The organism is Buchnera aphidicola (Aphis gossypii) (assembly GCF_013394915.1).
In the GTDB taxonomy this organism is placed as follows: Bacteria; Pseudomonadota; Gammaproteobacteria; order Enterobacterales; family Enterobacteriaceae; genus Buchnera; species Buchnera aphidicola_AZ.
Genome location: NZ_CP056771.1, coordinates 108,889 through 128,155, shown reverse-complemented (window position 1 = coordinate 128,155; position 19,267 = coordinate 108,889). Strand labels below are relative to the sequence as shown.

General features: G+C 22.3%; 18 protein-coding genes, 3 tRNA genes and 1 pseudogene. 6 read left to right on the top strand and 16 right to left on the bottom strand.

All coding sequences use genetic code 11. The features are described 5' to 3' along the window. Positions 1–7: 7 nt before the first annotated feature. The gene (locus tag HU701_RS00640; RefSeq protein WP_178918951.1) at positions 8–2,680 is read right to left on the bottom strand and encodes a hypothetical protein; all 2,673 of its coding nucleotides are present in this window, start codon (positions 2,678–2,680) and stop codon (positions 8–10) included. A gap of 225 nt (positions 2,681–2,905) precedes the next feature. Here HU701_RS00640 and rpmB point away from each other — a divergent pair, with 225 nt between their 5' ends. Together rpmB and rpmG are read left to right on the top strand one after the other, a co-directional pair. Beyond that, a complete protein-coding gene (rpmB, locus tag HU701_RS00635; RefSeq protein ID WP_158345983.1) occupies positions 2,906–3,133 on the top strand; it encodes a 50S ribosomal protein L28 in 228 nt (75 codons plus the stop codon). Between the two features lie 9 nt (positions 3,134–3,142). Then, positions 3,143–3,310: a 50S ribosomal protein L33 gene (gene rpmG, locus HU701_RS00630; protein WP_158345981.1), complete on the top strand. Its 168-nt coding sequence runs from the start codon at positions 3,143–3,145 to the stop codon at positions 3,308–3,310. A 101-nt stretch (positions 3,311–3,411) separates the two neighbouring features. On the opposite strand, the gene fliR is transcribed toward rpmG, so the two are convergent. The 12 genes and pseudogenes from fliR to fliF form a co-directional block, all read right to left on the bottom strand. After that, positions 3,412–4,191: a flagellar biosynthetic protein FliR gene (fliR, locus tag HU701_RS00625; RefSeq protein WP_178918949.1), complete on the bottom strand. Its 780-nt coding sequence runs from the start codon at positions 4,189–4,191 to the stop codon at positions 3,412–3,414. Continuing rightward, positions 4,191–4,460 (bottom strand): flagellar biosynthesis protein FliQ, encoded by a 270-nt coding sequence (gene fliQ / locus HU701_RS00620; protein ID WP_158345977.1) that lies wholly within the window; start codon positions 4,458–4,460, stop codon positions 4,191–4,193. The genes fliR and fliQ overlap by 1 nt, the downstream gene beginning before the upstream one ends. Positions 4,461–4,478: 18 nt before the next feature. Continuing rightward, the gene (fliP, locus tag HU701_RS03085; RefSeq protein WP_372675469.1) at positions 4,479–5,279 is read right to left on the bottom strand and encodes a flagellar type III secretion system pore protein FliP; all 801 of its coding nucleotides are present in this window, start codon (positions 5,277–5,279) and stop codon (positions 4,479–4,481) included. Between the two features lie 18 nt (positions 5,280–5,297). Further along, positions 5,298–5,615 (bottom strand): annotated as a pseudogene (fliO, locus tag HU701_RS03080) (flagellar biosynthetic protein FliO); the annotation flags it as partial. A 29-nt stretch (positions 5,616–5,644) separates the two neighbouring features. Beyond that, complete coding sequence (fliN, locus tag HU701_RS00610) at positions 5,645–6,007, bottom strand: flagellar motor switch protein FliN (RefSeq protein ID WP_178918947.1); 363 nt, start codon at positions 6,005–6,007, stop codon at positions 5,645–5,647. Between the two features lie 26 nt (positions 6,008–6,033). Then, positions 6,034–6,936: a hypothetical protein gene (locus HU701_RS00605; protein ID WP_158345971.1), complete on the bottom strand. Its 903-nt coding sequence runs from the start codon at positions 6,934–6,936 to the stop codon at positions 6,034–6,036. Positions 6,937–7,037: 101 nt separating this feature from the next. Beyond that, positions 7,038–8,162 carry a flagellar hook-length control protein FliK gene (locus tag HU701_RS00600; RefSeq protein ID WP_178918945.1) on the bottom strand — a complete coding sequence of 375 codons (1,125 nt, stop codon included), beginning with the start codon at positions 8,160–8,162 and terminating at the stop codon, positions 7,038–7,040. Further along, complete coding sequence (locus HU701_RS00595) at positions 8,149–8,481, bottom strand: flagellar export protein FliJ (RefSeq protein ID WP_306294810.1); 333 nt, start codon at positions 8,479–8,481, stop codon at positions 8,149–8,151. The genes HU701_RS00600 and HU701_RS00595 overlap by 14 nt, the downstream gene beginning before the upstream one ends. Positions 8,482–8,660: 179 nt before the next feature. Beyond that, positions 8,661–10,019 carry a FliI/YscN family ATPase gene (locus HU701_RS00590; protein ID WP_178918943.1) on the bottom strand — a complete coding sequence of 453 codons (1,359 nt, stop codon included), beginning with the start codon at positions 10,017–10,019 and terminating at the stop codon, positions 8,661–8,663. Then, complete coding sequence (locus tag HU701_RS00585) at positions 10,019–10,687, bottom strand: FliH/SctL family protein (RefSeq protein WP_178918941.1); 669 nt, start codon at positions 10,685–10,687, stop codon at positions 10,019–10,021. The genes HU701_RS00590 and HU701_RS00585 overlap by 1 nt, the downstream gene beginning before the upstream one ends. Next, positions 10,680–11,675 (bottom strand): FliG C-terminal domain-containing protein, encoded by a 996-nt coding sequence (locus HU701_RS00580; RefSeq protein ID WP_178918939.1) that lies wholly within the window; start codon positions 11,673–11,675, stop codon positions 10,680–10,682. The genes HU701_RS00585 and HU701_RS00580 overlap by 8 nt, the downstream gene beginning before the upstream one ends. Then, a complete protein-coding gene (gene fliF, locus HU701_RS00575) occupies positions 11,672–13,342 on the bottom strand; it encodes a flagellar basal-body MS-ring/collar protein FliF (RefSeq protein WP_178918937.1) in 1,671 nt (556 codons plus the stop codon). The genes HU701_RS00580 and fliF overlap by 4 nt, the downstream gene beginning before the upstream one ends. A 166-nt stretch (positions 13,343–13,508) precedes the next feature. Here fliF and fliE point away from each other — a divergent pair, with 166 nt between their 5' ends. Next, complete coding sequence (gene fliE / locus HU701_RS00570) at positions 13,509–13,826, top strand: flagellar hook-basal body complex protein FliE (protein ID WP_178918935.1); 318 nt, start codon at positions 13,509–13,511, stop codon at positions 13,824–13,826. Positions 13,827–13,935: 109 nt separating this feature from the next. Here fliE and HU701_RS00565 read toward each other — a convergent pair. Next, positions 13,936–14,008: transfer RNA gene (locus tag HU701_RS00565), tRNA-Ala, on the bottom strand. A gap of 100 nt (positions 14,009–14,108) precedes the next feature. Next, positions 14,109–15,524 (bottom strand): glutamate--tRNA ligase, encoded by a 1,416-nt coding sequence (gene gltX / locus HU701_RS00560; RefSeq protein WP_178918933.1) that lies wholly within the window; start codon positions 15,522–15,524, stop codon positions 14,109–14,111. 171 nt (positions 15,525–15,695) lie between these two features. Between gltX and HU701_RS00555 the strand changes: the two genes are divergently transcribed. Together HU701_RS00555 and HU701_RS00550 are read left to right on the top strand one after the other, a co-directional pair. Further along, positions 15,696–15,768 (top strand) — tRNA-Val (locus HU701_RS00555). A 10-nt stretch (positions 15,769–15,778) separates the two neighbouring features. Then, positions 15,779–15,851, top strand: a tRNA-Lys gene (locus HU701_RS00550). A 6-nt stretch (positions 15,852–15,857) separates the two neighbouring features. Here HU701_RS00550 and ligA read toward each other — a convergent pair. Further along, the gene (gene ligA, locus HU701_RS00545; RefSeq protein ID WP_178918931.1) at positions 15,858–17,873 is read right to left on the bottom strand and encodes an NAD-dependent DNA ligase LigA; all 2,016 of its coding nucleotides are present in this window, start codon (positions 17,871–17,873) and stop codon (positions 15,858–15,860) included. Between the two features lie 420 nt (positions 17,874–18,293). Between ligA and cysK the strand changes: the two genes are divergently transcribed. Beyond that, a complete protein-coding gene (cysK, locus tag HU701_RS00540; protein ID WP_178918928.1) occupies positions 18,294–19,262 on the top strand; it encodes a cysteine synthase A in 969 nt (322 codons plus the stop codon). The last annotated feature ends 5 nt before the right edge of the window (positions 19,263–19,267 follow it).

The window sequence follows — 19,267 nt, the reverse complement described above, 5'->3', positions numbered from 1 at the left end:
CTATTTTTTAAAAAGTAAAATTCTTTTCATTAATTTCAAAATCAAATAAAAAAGATTTTAAATATCCAATTAAGTCATATTTTAATAAAAAATAATGCAAATTTAATTGAGAGGAAATATTTAATCTTATTTTTGGCAGAATAAATAAAAATATTTGATTACTACTAAAAAAAATCTCCCATTTTGTAGAATTAAAAATTTTATTTTTCCAATTTGAACATAGTTGAAATAATATATTACCTTGATGTATAAAAATTGATTGATTAATTTTTATATTTTTAACTAAATTTAAAGAAGGATAAAAAAATAACATAATATATTTTAATATCTTATTACTTTTAATATAGAAGTTTTTCAAATGAATATCAGCCAATACATGAGGCTGATATAAACTTCTTGAAAAATTTATTTTTCCAATACATACACCTTTCAGTATTGTTGAATTATTAATAAAGAAATTTAAAATAGAACAAGGAAAATTCAATAAAAAATATTTGCCTTGTATATTTTTTTTATAAAAAATATTATAGATATTTAAAAATCCAAATAATTTGTTATTTTTATTTTTTGAAGGATATATTACTAAACGAGTTATAAGATTATTTTTTTTAAAATTGATTAGCAATTTTAAAAAAGATATTTTTTTGGAAAAAATTTTATTTTTTATTTTCTTATATAATATCGTATCGTTACTACACAAAAATGTTTTTATATTAGAAAATTTATTTTTTTTATTTGATATAAATTTTGTTTGAAAAAAGAAATTAGTTTTAAAATTAATAGATGAGTTGAAAATAGAAAAAAACAAAAACTTTTTAATTTTTTTCATCAAAGAAAAGATATAGAATTTATCTTTTACTTCATTTTTTTTTATGTTTTTTTTAAAAGCAAATATAATTGGATTTTTGTTGAAAATCCATTTTTTATTAAAAATTGAAACATTAATGTTTTTAAAAGTACCTTTCCAAATTTGATTATGATAATTAAATTTTCCGTTAACAATAAAATTTATATTAAAATTTTTATTTTTCATAAAAAAACAAAATTTTTGTTTAATATCACTCCAATAAAATTTAATATTTAAATAATCTAAATAAAATTTAAATAAATTAATATTTTTTATAGAAATAGAAATATTTTTTGTAGCATTTTTTTGAATATTTATGTTGAATAACATTTTCATTTTTTTAAAATAAATTGTATTGTTCCAATTTAATTTTTCTCCTAAAATAACACCAGAAATAACAGGTGAAAAATAAAAACCGTAAATATTCAATGTACTTATAATTGCGCCTTTTAAATCAGGAATAAAATCATCTAAATTATTAGCATTAATAGATGAGTTAAGATTAATTAACTTAGATATCGATCCTTGTAAAAATCCTTTATTTTTTCCTAAAAAAAAATTTATTTTAGGTATTTTTATATTATTAACTTCATTATAATGTAAAGAGCCCGAAACTAGAAATTTTTTATTTATTATATTAGCTTTTAGATTAAAATGAGAAACATTTATACTATTTACCGTACTATTAAAATTATTTAACATGTTAACATTCCCTGTTAATTTAGAGATATATTGAATATAGGTTTGTTTTTTTGAATTATCTAATTTATTATTAGAAATTGGAATAAAATAAATTTTATTTAAAGAGATATTCGTTAAATTACCATTACAAAAAATCTTTAAAAAAACTGATGGCATACCTGATATATTAATAATATTCTTAAATAATAAATAATAATGATCAACTGTTCCTTGTAAAATTATATTAAAATTTTTAGAAACAAATGTTAAATTTTTTTTCACTGGAAATAATAAACGATGAATATATAGATGAATATACATTGGATGATGTAAATTACTTAATAATACTTTTCCAAATATATTAAATTTAAAAAAATCATTACATCTTAATTTAAATATGAATTTTTTATTAATAATGCCTTGGAAAAAAATATTTTTAAATTGATGCCGAAATAGATTAATTTTTTTAAATTGTATAGATATGAAATTTAAGTTGATTGGTAATGAAAGTTGTTTGTTATCTAAAAAAAAAGATAAAAAATTATTTATTTTTTTTGTGTTAACAAATTCTTTTTTATTTAAAAAAACTTTTTGATTGTATTTTTTAAAGTTAAACACAGTGTAATCAACATGAGTATTAAGTATAGTAAAATTATTATTAATTAATTTTAATCCACTATGCACATTGAACAAGATCATATGCGAACTTTTTGATTTGAATAAAATTTTATTAAAATGTATTTTTTTTAAAATAATACAATTATTAAAAAAAATATTTTTTTCTAATGAATTTTTTTTAAAATACTCTTTTTTTAAAGAGAAAAAATTATTTTCATCAAACGAAAAAATTAAGTTTTTTATTTCAATATTTTTAAAAATCTTATGCACGCTTAATATAGATGCTGGATTAATTAATATATGAATTCTATCAGCTTTAATAGATGCATGAAAAAAATTAAAAGTAATATTTTTTAATGTAAAATCACGCCAATTTCCTGATATTTTTTCTGTTTTGAATCCTAAAAAAAAATAATTAGTAATATTAAAAAACAATTTAAATCCAAAATTGCTTTCTAATAATAATATTATTAAAAACAATAAACCAGAAAAAAAAATCAAAGATTTAGATAAATATCTCTGATATACATTCATAAGAATGATCCTAAATTAAATATTAATTAACACTTAAAAATATAAAATTTCATATTATATTAATTTTTCTAAAAAAATACACTTTTTAAATAAATTATCTAAATTTATTTGTTTTCAAAATAAAATAATTTAAAATATATATAATTAAATTAATATATATTATATTAGTATATTATTTATTATTCTTTATAAGATAGTCAAAATTTACTCTAGGAAGAATTTTATATGTCTCGTATATGTCAAGTTACAGGAAAAAAACGTATGATTGGTAATAATCGATCACATGCTTTAAATGCAACAAAAAGAAAATTTTTACCAAATATTCAAAATCATCGTTTTTGGATTCCAGAAAAAAAAAGATTTATTAAGTTGCGTATTTCAACTCACGGAATGCGTTGTATTGATAAAAATGGGATAGAATCAATCATAAAAAAAATAAAAAATAAAAAATAAGGGTACAACATGGCTAAAAAAAATAGAGAAAAAATAAAAATGATTTCTTCATCAGGGACAGGACATTATTATACTACCACTAAAAACAAAAGAAATACACCTGACAAGTTAGTGTTAAAAAAATATGATCCAACTATTCGCAAACATGTATTATACCATGAAGGAAAGATTAAATAATAAAAAATTTTAAATAAAATTTAAAAAGTTGATTTTAAAGAATGTTATTTTAACTAAAGTATAATTTACATTAAATTATACTTTATCAATATATAAATAATTTACTGTAATTTTAAAAAAGTATTTGATAAAAATAATACTAATTGATTAAATAAATAACTAAAAACAGGAAAAGAAATCAACATTAAATAATATAACATTAATATCCCTATTAACAAATTTAATGGAAAACCAATAGAGAAAATAGATATTTGAGGCGATAAACGATTCAAAATACTCATTATCAAACTAGATAACAATAAAAAGATTATAATTGGAAAAATCAGCATTATGCTATTTAGAAAAATATTACTGGAAAATTTTAATAAACTAAAAAAAATACTATTATTAAAACAAATAATATTAATCGGTATGCTATGAAAACTATGAATTAATATAGATATTAAATAAAGATGTGCATTAATCGACAAAAAGAAAGATAACATTAAAATATTTAATAATCGAGATGTCACAGAAACACCAATATTATTATTTGCATTAAAAAACGTTGCGAAAGATAAACCCATCTGAAGACCTATTAATTCTCCTGAAAAATTAATCGTCGCGAATAAAAATTGACAAGTAAATCCTAAAGTAACTCCAATTAAAATCTGTTCTAATAAAACCAATAAGCCAGATAAAGAAAATAGTTCTATTTTTATTTGAGGTAAAAATGGAGATATAATCCAACTGATTAATACAGATAAAACTATTTTAGTGCTTTTATTTACATGATAATCGTTAAAAACTGGAACGGTTGAAAAAAATGCCAAAATACGCACTAATGGAAAAAAAAAGTTACTAATAATCGTTATTAATTGTAAATTGTTAAATGTTAACATTATTTTATAACTGCTGGTATATTATCAAATAAGTTATGCATATAATCTAACATAACACCCAACATCCAAGGACCAAGGATAGCAATGACAGATAAAATAGAAATTATTTTAGGAATAAATGAAAGAGTTTGTTCATTTACTTGCGTAGCTGCTTGTAATATACTAATAATTAAACCGCTAATTAAGGCAGATAACAATAACGGAGATGAAATCATCAATGCAACTTTCATAGCTTGACTAAATAAAACCATTACATATTCAGGAGTCATAAAAAATTCCATTAAAAATTAAATATTAAAACTTTGAGATAGCGAAGTTATCAACAATTGCCACCCATCTACTAATACAAATAACATTAATTTGAAAGGCAAAGAAATCGTTGAAGGTGGAACCATCATCATACCAAGAGCCATTAAAACACTAGCAATAACTAAGTCAATAATTAAAAAAGGTATAAATATAGTAAAACCAATTTGAAAAGCTGTTTTTAACTCACTGGTAATAAAAGAGGGTAATAAAATTCGCATAGGTATGGAATTTTTATCTTTATAGTAAGAAATATGGGCTATTTTCGAAAATAATTCTAAATCAGATGTTCTTGTTTGATTTAACATAAATTTTTTTAGCGGAACTGAGCCTTTTAAAATAGCTTCATCCATATTAATCTCTTCCTTGCTGAAAGGAAGATAAGCTTCTTGATAAACTTTTTCAAAAGTTGGAGACATAATAAAAAACGTTAAAAAAAGCGCCAAACCTAACAATATTTGATTAGTCGGAGCATATGGAGTTCCTAAAGCATTTCTTAATAACCCAAAAACAATAATGATACGTGTAAAACTAGTCATCATTAAAAGACAGGCTGGAAGAAAAGTAAGAGCAGTTAAAAAAACTAAAGTTTGTATAGGCAAAGACCAAGTTTGTGTACCATCATTTAAATTATGAATTACTGGACCAGGTATATCTGCGTACACTAAAGGACAAAATAATAATAAAAATAAAAATGAAATAGCTCGAAATAATATTACTTTTTTCAAAAATATTTTGGTCAGATTTTTGAAAGAATCATAAAAATTTTTTTTTGGAAACATAATTTTTTCTTCTTTGCTAGGCGACTGGTCTTTTAATTGAGATGTTAATGTATGTAAATGAGTAACATTATTTTTTGTTACACCTAATATTAATTTAACCTGTTGCACTTCTATCATAATAATAGACTCATTGGGTCCTATTGATATTTTTTCTATCATATTTATATAAAAATTTTTTTTATTTCTTTTAAATGAAATTTTTTTTACAATCCAACTTAAAAATAATATCAATAATATTATCTGAGCTAATGAAGTAGCTATTTGAAAAAAATTTATATTATCAAACACTGATTGATAACTACTTAATTTTAACTGTGATTCAATATTGTTTTTCATAAAATTTAAATTTATTAATTCATAGTATTTTAAGAATTTTTTATACTAATAATTCTTACACCATATGTATTTTGGGATACAACAATTTCACCAAAAGCTACTAATAGACCATTTGCAAAAATTTTCAGTGGATCTTCTTTTTTTTGATTCAAAAAAAGCATACTACCTTTTGAAAAATTTAAAAGTTCTTTTATTTTGATTCTAGATTTACCTAATTCTATAGTTATATCAACTGGTATATCAAATATTATTTCTTTTTTATCTTTTTTTTCATTAGAACTAAAAGATATTGGCTTTTCGAAATTATTTTTTTTCGTAATATCTACATTATTTACATTATTTATAGGATGATCAACTTTTTCAGGATTATGTTTTTTTTTTAATTTATTCATTAAAAACTCCTCACATTAATACAGATTTATATTTTATATATGAATTTTTTGAAAAAAATAACTGATTTTTTATTAAAATTTTTATAACAACCTAAAAATATAGGTATTTTTTCTATATAAGCAATGACTTTTTCAGGATTTTCTACTATTAAAATATCTCCTACAGATAAACTATTATATTTTTTTTGAGAAGATGTTATTAACTTTATAATAACTTTCAATTCAATATCATGTAGATGAAAGATAGGAAAATTTTTTTCAAAATCTATACGTTGTGTTAAATCTTTTGAATTTCTTTTCGAAGGATTGAGCTCCTGAAAATATTTTTTAATTACAGAAACAGGTAATAATATACTAAAAAAAACCTTTATACCATTTAAACTCAAGTCAAAATAATTGGTGATATAATTTTCTTTTAAAACAATATCTTTTTTAATATTAACAATTTCTGTATAACAAGTATTTATATCAATAGAAAAAATTTTTTCAAAAAATTTGCAATAAGTACTAAAAATAATTTTTAAAATTTTTTTATTAGTGATTTCTTCTATATACGTTAAATTTCTATTTTGATTGATTTTTTCTCTGCAAACACCATTTCCTCCGAATAATAGATCTATAAAAACAGATAACAAATTGTCTGAAAAAAATATAAAGAGTTTCTTATTCAAATTTAATATTTCTGTTTTAGTGGAGAGTAAATATTTAATATCTTGTTCGTTATTTATATACGTATTAATTTTAATAGAAAAAATATTAAATTTTACATTATTTTTAATAAAATTTGAAAAATATGTTGTTATTTTTTCTATAAATTTTTTATTGATTTCCTCTAATACTTTAATTTCTTTTATACTAAAAATATTATTTATTTCTTTTTCTTTATTAGTTATTTTATTTATAATATTCAAACTGTTACTTTTGCCCATTTATTATATACCTTATAGGTAAAAGTGATTAAAAGTTATGTTAAAACTTGTTTTTTAAGTTTTAAAATTAATAAAAATTTTAATTATACATTTATATAATATTAAACATACATATCAATAAATGTTTTTTGTTTTGAATTTTCATAAAATTTTTTAATTTTATTAGACATTCTAGGTATATTTTTTGAAAAAGATAAATTTTGATTTTTTTTAGAACCAAAAGAATCATAAATATCAACTTTTTTTAAAAAAATACCATTTTTTATCAAAGAATTATGCAAAAACGGAATACAGTTATTTAAAAAATTTTTAACTTCTATATGATCTGAAATCAATTTCAGTTGTGCTTGATTATTTTTTATTTTAATTTTTACATGTATTGCACCAAGAAATATTGGTTCTAAACGAATTTCAGCTTTGTTTTCTTTATGAGAAATAGATAATAAAATTTGTTGGCTAATTGCTTTTTTCCACTGAACACTTTTTTCGTTATTTAAAAAAAACATTGATTTTTTATTTAGTTCAAAAAAATGACTTTTATCTATTTTTTTTAAGGAATTTATCTCATAAATAAAATTTTGATTTTTATATATATTTTTAGCAACTGACGTATTTGATGTATTATTTGTATAATTTTTAAAAAATATAGAATCTTTACTTTCTTTAATAGAATTTTTTTTATTTTTAAAAACTTTTAAATTATTAATCTCGCTAAAGTTACTTTGCTTATAAAATTTTTTAAAATAATTAATAATATTATCATTACAAATTGGAAAATACTTATTTTTAATGTTTATTAAATTTTTTAACGTTGCGTTGTTTTTAAATATTTTAATTTTTTCTCTATTTTCTTCTATATCAATTTTATTTTTATTTTTTGAGGAAGAATAAAATTTTAACTTAAGATTTTTATCTATCTTTTTTTTTTGTGTTTTGACGTTAATATTTTTTTTGATATAAAAATTACTTTTTATATTTTTTTTATTGAAAACGTTCAAAAGATTATTCACTAAAAAATTAATAGATGTAATATTTTGATTGTCTTTTTTCTTTTTTTTTGTAGAAATATTATCAAACTTAATTTCTTTATTTAATAAATTTTTTTTACATTCATTAAAAATAGCTTGGTATAAATCAAAACCGAGAACATCGTGAGAAAAATTATGATCTGAACTTAATAAAACATTACTTTTTAATTCTATGTTATCGAGACTACTTAAGATCATAATAACTACCTTTTTTAAAAAATTTAAATTGAGAAAATTCATCGTTAATAATATTTTCTTCTAAAATACGATGCTTTTTAAAAGATATTAAATTTTTTTGATTTAAATAATTCCAAGTTTTTAATTTAATATGATGTTGAAACCATTGATTTATACTTTTTTTAATTTTTGTTTTATATTTTTTAACAATATTATTGTTTTCTTCAATCGCAACATATAACATGAAAATAAAATTTTTATATATTTTCCAATGATATATAGGCATGCCTAATTTTACATTGATATTTAATTTCGTAACATATTCATTTCTAAAATTAATTAATAACTTTAATTGTTGAATATGTTTTTTTTTTCAACATGTAAATTTTTAATATAAATTGTTTTTTGTTTTATTTTTTTTTCTTCTATGTTTTCCAAAACAGAAAATAAAATTTTTTTATATTTCATAATATATCCTATTAAATATGAAAAAATTAATAAATGTAAAAATAAAATAATTTAACTAAATATTTTGTTTAAACTTTCACAAGAAACTAAATAATTACTTTTTTCTGACGGTGTTTGTTGTAAAAATTTTTCTAAATTTGTCCATTTTTTTATGGCATCATCTAAAATTAAATCATTTCCTTTAACGTAAGCCCCAATATTAATGAGATCTTTATTTCTTTGATACGAAGCTACTAACTTTTTAAAATAGCAAGCTTTTGAATATTGTTCTGGGGTAATAATCTCAGGCATAACACGACTGATAGAAGATTCTATATCAATAGCAGGATAATGCCCTAAATCTGCATAATAGCGAGATAAAACAATATGCCCATCAAGTATAGAACGACAAATATGTGCAACAGGATCTTGATCTTCATTGTTTTCAGTTAAAACTGTATAAAATGAAGTAATAGATCCTTTGTTATCTGTATTTCCTGATCGTTCTACTAAAGCAGGAATTTTAAAAAAAACAGAAGATGGATATCCTCGAGAAACTGGTAATTCACCTAAAGATAAAGAAACTTCTCTTTGAGCCATTGCATAACGAGTTAATGAATCCATAATTAGCAAAACATTTTTATCTTTATCGCGAAAATATTCAGCTATAGTTGTAACATATGATGCGGCTTCTATTTGCAATAAAGGCGAAGTATCTGCTGGAGCTGCTATTACTACAGATTTTGATAAACCATCTAATCCTAATATATTTTCTATAAAATCTTTAACTTCCCTTCCTCTTTCTCCGATTAATCCAATAACTACTACATCTGCTTTCGTATATTTTGCCATCATACCTAGAAGAACACTTTTTCCAATTCCTGAGCTTGAAAAAATTCCTATTCTTTGGCCTTTTCCAATAGTTAGTAGCCCATTTATTGCTCGTATTCCTGTATCCAGGATTTCATTAATTGGTTTTCTATTCAACGGATTAATGCGTTTGTTTTCTACGACTTTAAAACATTTCGAATCTAATTCAGATAGTTTATCTAATGCACGTCCTTTAGCATTTAATACTCTTCCTAATAAATTCATACCTAGTGGAACTTTTCTAAATAAAGGATGCATTTTTCTAGATATCTTTAAAAAAACTTTAGCACCAGGCAAAATACCGTAGGTTTCTTCAAAAGAAAACAATAATGTTTTTCCCTTTTTGAAATTCATAACTTGAGCTGAAATATTTAAAATCTTTTCGTCTATTATTTTTTCGATAATACATTCAGCTCCAATCGGAGCTTGTAAACCTGTTACCTCTAATACTGAACCATGTATACTGATTACATATCCATACATAACACATTCGGAAAGACTATTTATTTTATTCTCAAAGGAAGCAATTTTATCAAATAATTTATCGTATTTAAATTGCATCAACTACCCTCCCCTTCTTCAAGAATAACACGATATACTTCTTTCCATCTTGCATAAATAGTACCATCTATATTACTCTGTTCAGAGAGAATTTTAAAACTATTAATATCAATACTATTATTGAAAACTAATTCCCATTTATTATCTACCGATTTTTTTAAAATTTCTTCTAACATTTTTTTATTGCTAGGGTGCACAACTAATTTTGGTTTTTTCAAAAAAAAATTATCGTTTTTTACAATTTTTTTTACTTTTTCTAACAAAACTGATTCATTAATTAAAAAGTTTTCTCCAACAATATAAGAAGAAATCATTAATATTGTTTTTAATAAACGCGAAGATAATGTTTTTTCAAATAAAGAAATTTCAGACTCAAAACTTAAACATAAATTTTTTAACTTATCATTCAATAAAACATATTTTCTTTTTTTTTCTTCAAGTTCTTTCTTGATATTTAAAAAACATGATTCATCATTAAAAGATTGTTTTTGTAGTTTATTTAATTGTTTAAATTTACGATCTAATTCATCTTTTTTTTCAGTAGAAAAATCTGTTTCTTTTAAAACACTCGTATTCCAAAAAACATTATATTTTTTCTCTGAATTATTTAAAAAAATTTCTTCTGGATGCCATTTTTTCCATGTTTTTTTTAAATCCGCATCAGACATAATACTTTCCTAAATTTTCTATCGAAAAAACACCATAATCTAAAATATTTCTAATCATCATTAAAATTAATTTTTGCTCATTTTCTACAGCTATATTAGAGGCATAAGATTTTTTCTTTAAGTAAAGTGATAAATTTTTTAATTTTTCTTCGTCCATATTATTGAAAAACTTATTTTTTATAATTTCGTGACTACCTTGAAGTGCAATATATAATTTTTCTTCTTCTAAATTCTTTACTAAACATTTAATCACATCATCATCAATATTTATTATATTTTCAAATGAATATAGTTCTTTAATAATTTTACTAGACAACTCCTTATTAGAAGATTCAATTTTCTTTAGTAAATTTTTTTCATTTTCTATCTTCATGGAACGTAAAATCTTAGCAACAGTTTTAATACCTCCTGTATTTGAAAAAGTGCATTTTTTTTTGTTGATTAAATGGTTAATAATATTTTTTAATTCAACAAATTTTTTTTCTTCAAGACCATTAAATTCAGAAATTTTAATTATAATTTCAATACGTTTTTCTTCTTTGAAAAAGGATAAAACTCGAGCTGATTGATTTTGATCTAAATAAACAAGTATTGTTGAAACAATTTGAGCATGTTGCTCTTCTAATAAGGAAGCTAATTTAGACGGTTCCATTGCATTAAGAGATTTGATAGACATTTTAACATTTCTTGTTTCTAGCGCTTCACTTAATAAAACATTTCCTTGTTTATCGCCTATCGCTTTAATTAACATATCAGATATATACTCATCATTATTATTATAAACTAAATTATTATTTTGCATAAAAAGATCATAACATTCAGTTAATACTTTATTTAAAGCTACATTAGAAAAGTTATTAATATTAACCATATGAGTAACTAATTCTTGAACTTCAAAAGGAGTTAAATATTTTAACACTTCTGAAGCTTGATCAGATCCTATTGACATTAATAAAAGCGCGCTCTTTTCAGTACCATTTAAAATCATTTTTTATCACCCATCCATTGACGAATAATCGATGCTATAACACGTGGATTTTGATTAGATATATTACAAATTTGATGAATTAAATTATCTGTTTTTTCTGTATGTGAATATTTTAAAGTTGTTTCTTCAATATCATTCGCGAATTCATTTTTATCAGAATTAACAATCTCCTCTCTTATTTTCTTATTATTTAATTTTTTGTTTTTAAGGACGCTTTTTGAAAAATAGAAAATATATTTTTTTAAAAAATATAAAAAAAATAAACCCGAAATACACCATGGGATTAAAATTGAAAAAGTATTAAAAATATTAGATTGATTAAAATTATCAAACTTAGTCAAAACATTTTTATCATGTTGATTAAAAGATTCATTGATTATATGTACACTATCACCTCTAATTTTAGAATAACCTATAGATTCACAGATTAAATTTTTTATATTTTTTATTTGATCTGAACTCAAAGAAATTAGTTTTCCATTTTTATCTTTAATAAGGTTAATAACTACTGCAGCAGATAATCTTTTAATTTCTCCAACATTCATTTTTATATGTGATAAAGTATGATTTAATTCATAATTAATTGTATCATCATGATTAATTGCAGAGCGAGAGTTTATAACACCATCTTTGAAAAATTTGTGATTTTCTATAACATTATATTTTTTAGATTCATTATTAGAATTATTATTATTAAATAAATTATTTTTATTAAAATAATTGCTATAATCGTTTAAGTTCTGATTTTTTATATTGTCATTAATAGTCGTTTGATGTGAGCGAATCGATTGATTTTTATAATTTGCGTTGGGATCATATCGCTCACGTGTTTTTTCTTGAGAATTAAAATCAATTTGAGCAGTTACTTGGGAATGTACATTTCCAACTCCAAACAATGGTTCTAAAATACTTTGAATTTTATTAATGTATCTTAATTCAATCTTTTCAGAATATTTTAATTTAGTATCGTTTATTTCATCTGACTGTGATATAGAGTTATTTAATAGCTTACCAAATTCATCAACAATCGTGATGTTATCTATAGGTAGATCAGATATACTATTAGATATTAAATGCAATATAGCGTTTGTTTGGCTTGTATTTAATTGAGTTCCGGGTGTTAAACTTAAAATAACTGAAGCTGATGGTTTTTTTTTATCCTGTAAAAATAAAGAATTTTTTTGCATAGCTATGTGTATTCTAGCGCTTTTTACAACATTAATTCTTTCTATAGTACGAGCTAATTCACCTTCTAAAGCACGTTGGTAATTAATTTGCTGATTAAACTGACTAATTCCAAATTTTTCTTTATCTAAAATTTCAAAACCCACTCCTTTATGCAGAAATTTTTTTTCTGATAAGTGTAAGCGTATATCATAAATTTGGTTTTTTGGAACTAATAATTTTCCAGAATTTTCAGAAAACTGATAAGGAACTTTCATTTGATTTAAATAACCAATAATGGATTCTCCATCTTCAGAGGATAAATTATTGTATAAAACTTGATAGTCAGAAGATTTCCTCCACACTGAAATAGAAATAGTAGCAATAACTGCTATTATTAATAAAATTATTAAAACACGCGCATTTTTAAAAAAATAAGATAAAAAATTACTCAACTTTTTTTTCTCTTCTGAAATTGATTCTTCTATAGCACTAAAATTCATAACATCTTCCTAATCTAGTAGACAATCTCAACTATAATTGAACAACAACTAAATTTCATTTGAAATAAAAACATTTGCTGATAAATTACCTATAACATAAAATGTTTATCTTTTAAAAAAATATGATATTATTTTAAAAATTATAATAATAATTTTAGAGGAAGATATGTTTATTGATAACATTTATAATGAAAATATTTATACCAAAATTAATTTTTTAGATGAAAATAAAAAAAATAATGAAAAAAACATTCAAGAATCTAACAATTTTACTCAATTCTTTCAAACAGCATTAGGAGAAGTTAATAAAATTCAAAATAATGCACAGAAAAGTATTGAAAAATTTGAATTAAATCCATCTTCTATGTCTTTAAATGACGTAATGATAAATTTACAAAAATCTTCTATTTCCATAGAATTAGCTATTCAAATTAGAAATAAATTTATATCAGCTTATAAAGAAATAATGAATCAGCAAATTTAACTTAAAATGCTGTGCTTAATTTTATTGCGCACAGCATTTTCAAGTATTTTAAACAATATTAAAATTATTATATAAAAAAATTGACATTTTGAAGATTTTTTAAAATTTTTGGAGCTAAGCGGAATCGAACCGCTGACATTTTGCATGCCATGCAAATGCTCTGCCTACTGAGCTATAACCCCAAAATTATTACAATATAAAAACACATGAATTCTGTCAATTTATTTTTCTAATAAAATGCTTTTATCTTAATTACTATTTTATTTTTAATGAGTGTCTTATTTAAGATTTTACATAAGTTTTATTTTTTATAAAAAGTATCGCTTTTTTTAATCTTAACAAAGTTTTTTCTTTTCCAAGTAAAAAAATCACTGAACTTATATTCGGAGAATATGCTCTTCCTGTTAGTACAACCCGTAACAACATGTTTATTTCTTTTAATTTTATATTTAATTTTATAGCTTCATTATGGATAGCTTCAGATAGTATTTCAATTTCCCAAAAAGAAAAATTTTTCATTTTGTTATAAATATTCGTTAATATACAAAGATTTTTTAAAATTAAATATTTATTAGCAGATTGAAGATCAAAAGATTCAAATTCTTCATAAAAAAATCTAAAATTACATGCCATATCTTGCAGAGTATAAAAACGATTTTTATATAAATTTAATAAAAATTTTAAATTAGGTCCTTTTTCTATATTTATATTCTCATTTTTCATGTAATCCTTTAAGATATTGCAAATATAATCTATCGATAAATTATTAATGTAGTATTTATTTAACCATAAAAGTTTTTTAATGTTAAAAGCACTAGAGGATTTATTAATAGTATCTAAATTAAATAACTTTTTTAATTCAGCAAGATTAAAAATTTCTTGATCACCATGGGACCAACCTAATCTTATTATATAGTTGATTAATGCTTCTGGTAAAAAACCTTTTTTATAGTACTCAATAATGTTTTCTGAGTTATCTCTTTTAGAAAATTTTTTTCCATTTTCATTAAGTATCATAGAAACATGAGCATAAATAGGTATTTTTGCATTTAAAGATTTCAAAATATTTATTTGACGAGGTGTATTATTGATATGATCTTCCCCACGAATAACATGTGTAATATTCATATCTAGATCATCAATTACAACGCAAAAATTATAAGTTGGCATTCCATTTGAACGTTGAATTATAAGATCATCTAACTCTAGATTATTAAAAGTAATTTTTCCTCTAATTTTATCTTCAAAAGTAACTTTTCCAGAAGTGGGGTTTTTAAAGCGAATTGCGTATTTTTTATTAATATTTTTAATCTTTAAGTTTCTACACACTCTAGTGTAATGTGGTTTTTTCCCTTCGGAAAGTTGTTTAAAGCGCTCTGCTTCTATTTCTTTCGGAGAACAATAACATTTATAAGCATTACCTGTATTCAACATAATTTCAATTACTTCTCTATAGCGATCTAATCGTTGAGTTTGAAAGTAAGGTCCTTCGTCCCAATTTAATCCCAACCATTTTAATCCTTTTAAAATAGACTCAACTGATAATGATTTAGATCTTTCAAAATCAGTGTCTTCTATACGTAGTATAAACTTTCCATTATAACGACGTGCAAACAACCAAGAATACAAAGCTGTACGTACACTACCGATATGTAAATCCCCAGTAGGACTAGGTGCAAAACGAGTTTTAACTTTCATATATTCCTTGAAATATTTTAAAATATCTATATAAAGTTAGAAAATAAATTTTATATGTCATAAATATAGATAATTATTTCATCATAACGATTAAAATTACAACAAACAAATAATCTTTTTAAAAAAAAGATTGACTCTATTTTTCTTATCTTTACAATATAAGTTATTAAAGGGTGATTAGCTCAGTTGGTAGAGCTCCTCCTTTACACGGAGGAAGTCGGCGGTTCGAGTCCGTCATCACCCAAATAAAATATGGGTCGTTAGCTCAGTTGGTAGAGCAGTTGACTTTTAATCAATTGGTCGCAGGTTCAAATCCTGCACGACCCAAAAAATTTAATTATTTTCTTTTTTAATTAAAGAATTTAACTCCTCTTCATTCATCGTTTCAATATTTAATTGGCTTGCCTCAAAAAACTTACTACCAACTTTTTTACCAAATATTAATAATTCTGTTTTTTTAGAAATTTTATTACTAATACGAGCACCTAATTTAATTAAAATTGCTTTTAGTTTACTTCTAGAAAAATCTTTAAATATACCTGTTATGACGATATTTTTATTTAATACATTATTTTTATTAAAACACTGATTATGACATGGATCAATATCTAAAATTTCTATCAGTTTACTCACTAATTTACGATTTTCAGAAATAGAAAAATAATTAAATATATTATTAGCAACTACTTTTCCTATTCCATCTATTGATTCTAATTCTTTCTGAGAAGCATTAACTAAATTATCTGGAAAAATAAAATAATTAGATAACTTTTGCGATATAATTTCACCTACAGAAAAAATTCCTAAAGCATAAATAAAACGATTCATAGTAGTTTTCTTAGATTTAACTATAGTTTCAATTATTTTAATACTTTTTTTTTCACCTATATTGGATAAACTTTTTAGTTGTTCTTTTGTAAGATAAAAAAAATCTATTAAATTTAAAACAACTTTTTTTTGAATTAATTTATAAATAACTTTAGGGCCTAATCCATTGGCATCTAATGCATTTTTAGAGAAGAAATGACAAAATAATTTTTTTTTTTGAGCATCACATATTAATCCAGAGAGACAACGGACTATTTTTTCTTCTTTATTTAATAATAGTTCTGAATTACAGACTGGGCAATAAATTGGAAAGAATACTTTTTTTGCGTTTTTAGAGCGATTTTTTATAATAACGCTTATAATTTTAGGGATAACATCTCCGGAACGTTTTATAATAATATAATCATTAAAATGTAAATTTAATCTATCAATTTCATTCTTATTATATAAAGATGCTTTTTTAATCAAAACTCCTGAAATATAAACTGGATTAAAATAAGCTACTGGTGTAATTACCCCAGTTCTTCCTACTTCAAATTTTACATCCTCTAATTTACTTATTTCTTCTTTAGAAAAAAATTTAAAAGCAATAGCCCATCTTGGTGATTTACTATTAAATCCTAATTTTTTTTGTAAATAAAGCGAATTTAATTTTATAACAATACCATCTATATCAAAATCAAATGATGCACGATGTTTTTCAAACTTTCTATAAAAATTTAATATTTCTAAATGATTAAAACAAATTAATACTTCCTCGTTAACTGGTATACCCCAATTTTTTAATTGCATCAGTACATCATAATGAGTTTTAAAAGACTCTGTTTCCTCAAAAAAATTAAATCCATGACAAAAAAACATCAATTTCCTTTTGGCTGTAATTTTAGAATCAATTTGCCTCAAAGATCCAGCAGCTGCGTTTCTAGGGTTAGAAAAATATTTTTTTTTACCTGTAAAAGATTCAATATTCAACTCAAAAAAATCAGATTTTAACATAAAAACTTCACCTCGTATTTCTAATCTTTTCGGTATATTAAATCCCTTTAATTTTGATGGAATAGATTTAATTGTTCTTATATTATTCGTAATATTTTCTCCAAAAAAACCATCACCTCGAGTTGCAGCTCGAATTAAATTTCCTTCTTCATAAATTAAACTCACTGCTATCCCATCGATTTTTAACTCACAGCAAAAATCTATTGCAGAATTAATCATGTATTTTTTCTTAATTCTATTTTCAAATTTTAAATATCCCTTTAAATCAAATGTATTTTCTAAAGATAACATAGGGAAAAAATGCGATACCTTTTTAAACTTATCAAGTAAATTCGACCCTGCTTTCTGAGTAGGTGAATCAGGAGTAATGAACTGTTTGTATTTTGATTCTAAATTATATAATTGATTGAATAAATAATCATATTCTGCATCAGACACAATAGGTTTATCTAAAGTATGATAAAAATAATCATATTTCAAAATTTCTTTACGTAATTTGTTAATTTTATATTTAATTTTTTTCATAAATATACTGGATAAGAAATTAGCATGACAATAGAAATTATATTAAAAATTTTAATCAAACATATTAATATTTTTATAATATAACTTTACAATATAAAAAATATTTTATCTTAAATACGAAGAAATTATAAAAGATAAAATTTTTATTATATTAATAGGTTAAAAGAATATTATTTTATACACTAGATATATAAGAAAGCAAATAATATGAAATTTAACATTAAAATAAGTACGTGCTATTTATTAATTAATAAAAATAAAATAATTTAGAATTAATTTTATTGGTTTATGAAAATAAATTTTTCTAATAATTATTAAAAAGTATAATAAAAGATATATATTGAATAAATCTTACAAGATAACAAATAATCACAAATAATATTTACACTACATATTATCAATTTTAAAAAATGGAAAAAAATGAGTAAAATATATCAAGATAATTCATTCACTATTGGAAATACACCAATTGTTCGTTTAAACAAAATAGGTAATGGAAATATTTTAGTAAAAATAGAATCCAGAAATCCAAGTTTTAGTGTTAAATGCAGAATTGGTGCTAATATGATATGGGATGCAGAAAAAAAGGGAAATTTAAACAAAAATATCACATTACTTGAAGCTACAAGCGGGAATACAGGGATAGCTTTAGCATATGTTGCAGCGGCTAGAAATTATAATTTAGTTCTTACAATGCCAGAATCAATGTCTATGGAAAGGAGGCAACTTTTAAAATCTTTAGGAGCAAAATTAATTTTAACAGATAGCAAACATGGAATGAAAGGAGCAATTGATAAAGCAAATGAAATTGCATATTTAAATGAAAATAAATATTTTTTGTTGAAACAATTTGAAAATCCTGCTAATCCAGAAATACATGAAAAAACTACTGGCCCAGAAATTTGGAATGACACAAATGGTGATATAGACATATTAGTTTCAGGAGTAGGCACAGGCGGAACAATCACGGGCATCACAAGATATATAAAAAATATCAAAAAGAAAAAAGATTTTATTAGTATTGCTGTAGAACCCTCAGAATCACCTGTAATTACCCAATTTTTATCATGTAAAAAAATACAGCCTGGATTACATAAAATTCAAGGTATCGGAGCTGGTTTTATTCCAAAAAACTTAGATTTAAGTTTAATTGACCAAGTAATAACAATATCAAGTGAAGAAGCAATTTTATATGCTCAAAAAATAATGCAAAAAGAAGGAATATTATCTGGTATTTCCTCTGGTGCTGCTATTGCAGCTGCTATACAAATACAAAATCAAAAACAATTTTTAAACAAAAAAATAGTAGCAATACTACCTTCCTCTGGAGAGCGATATTTAAGTACAGAACTATTTACTAAAAAATTTCAAAATAGAAAGAAAAATTAAAAATA

What these genes read in the sequence shown, in the direction of transcription:
- HU701_RS00640 (WP_178918951.1), bottom strand. Translation starts at nt 2,680, where the DNA reads ATGAATGTATATCAGAGATATTTATCTAAATCTTTGATTTTTTTTTCT.
- rpmB (WP_158345983.1), top strand. Translation starts at nt 2,906, where the DNA reads ATGTCTCGTATATGTCAAGTTACAGGAAAAAAACGTATGATTGGTAAT.
- rpmG (WP_158345981.1), top strand. Translation starts at nt 3,143, where the DNA reads ATGGCTAAAAAAAATAGAGAAAAAATAAAAATGATTTCTTCATCAGGG.
- fliR (WP_178918949.1), bottom strand. Translation starts at nt 4,191, where the DNA reads ATGTTAACATTTAACAATTTACAATTAATAACGATTATTAGTAACTTT.
- fliQ (WP_158345977.1), bottom strand. Translation starts at nt 4,460, where the DNA reads ATGACTCCTGAATATGTAATGGTTTTATTTAGTCAAGCTATGAAAGTT.
- fliP (WP_372675469.1), bottom strand. Translation starts at nt 5,279, where the DNA reads ATGTTTCCAAAAAAAAATTTTTATGATTCTTTCAAAAATCTGACCAAA.
- fliN (WP_178918947.1), bottom strand. Translation starts at nt 6,007, where the DNA reads ATGAATAAATTAAAAAAAAAACATAATCCTGAAAAAGTTGATCATCCT.
- HU701_RS00605 (WP_158345971.1), bottom strand. Translation starts at nt 6,936, where the DNA reads ATGGGCAAAAGTAACAGTTTGAATATTATAAATAAAATAACTAATAAA.
- HU701_RS00600 (WP_178918945.1), bottom strand. Translation starts at nt 8,162, where the DNA reads ATGATCTTAAGTAGTCTCGATAACATAGAATTAAAAAGTAATGTTTTA.
- HU701_RS00590 (WP_178918943.1), bottom strand. Translation starts at nt 10,019, where the DNA reads ATGCAATTTAAATACGATAAATTATTTGATAAAATTGCTTCCTTTGAG.
- HU701_RS00585 (WP_178918941.1), bottom strand. Translation starts at nt 10,687, where the DNA reads ATGTCTGATGCGGATTTAAAAAAAACATGGAAAAAATGGCATCCAGAA.
- HU701_RS00580 (WP_178918939.1), bottom strand. Translation starts at nt 11,675, where the DNA reads ATGATTTTAAATGGTACTGAAAAGAGCGCGCTTTTATTAATGTCAATA.
- fliF (WP_178918937.1), bottom strand. Translation starts at nt 13,342, where the DNA reads ATGAATTTTAGTGCTATAGAAGAATCAATTTCAGAAGAGAAAAAAAAG.
- fliE (WP_178918935.1), top strand. Translation starts at nt 13,509, where the DNA reads ATGTTTATTGATAACATTTATAATGAAAATATTTATACCAAAATTAAT.
- gltX (WP_178918933.1), bottom strand. Translation starts at nt 15,524, where the DNA reads ATGAAAGTTAAAACTCGTTTTGCACCTAGTCCTACTGGGGATTTACAT.
- ligA (WP_178918931.1), bottom strand. Translation starts at nt 17,873, where the DNA reads ATGAAAAAAATTAAATATAAAATTAACAAATTACGTAAAGAAATTTTG.
- cysK (WP_178918928.1), top strand. Translation starts at nt 18,294, where the DNA reads ATGAGTAAAATATATCAAGATAATTCATTCACTATTGGAAATACACCA.